At 68.2% G+C, this 472-nt stretch carries 1 pseudogene; it reads left to right on the top strand.

The window, feature by feature from the left end:
- Positions 1 to 472 (top strand): annotated as a pseudogene (locus EN994_RS34860) (EamA/RhaT family transporter); the annotation flags it as partial.

The following is a 472-nucleotide window of genomic DNA, read 5'->3' as shown; positions in this document are numbered from 1 at the left end:
ATCCTGCTGCGTGTCCGGCGCCCCAACATGCTGGGCATTGCCGGCATCGCCGTCGGCTTCGTCGGCGCCGTCATGGTCGCGGTGACGCGCGGCGAGGCCGGCCAGCCGGCCGATTTGTTCTGGGTGGCGATGGGGTTGCTCATCCCGGTCAGCCTTGCCGCCGGCAACATCTATCGCACGGTCGACTGGCCGGACGGTACCGGCCCGATCGAGCTTGCCGTCGGCAGCCATCTGGCGTCGGCGGCGATGCTGCTTGCCGGCATTCTCCTCCTGTTCGGCGGCGAAGCTTTCGTCCCACTCGGCGGCGTGCCGCTGGTCGTCGTCGCGCAGGTTGCGTCGGCATCGGCGATGTTCGCGTTCTTCTTCCGGCTGCAGGCGGTCGGCGGTCCGGTCTATCTCAGCCAGATCGGTTATGTGGCGGCGGCCGTCGGCCTGTTTGCCGGAACCCTCTTCCTCGGCGAGCACTATCAAC

It is taken from the genome of Mesorhizobium sp. M7A.F.Ca.CA.002.09.1.1 (genome assembly GCF_003998555.1).
GTDB lineage: Bacteria > Pseudomonadota > Alphaproteobacteria > Rhizobiales > Rhizobiaceae > Mesorhizobium > Mesorhizobium ciceri.
Note: the sequence above shows the minus strand (reverse complement) of the source record. Positions and strands in the feature narration are given on the sequence as shown.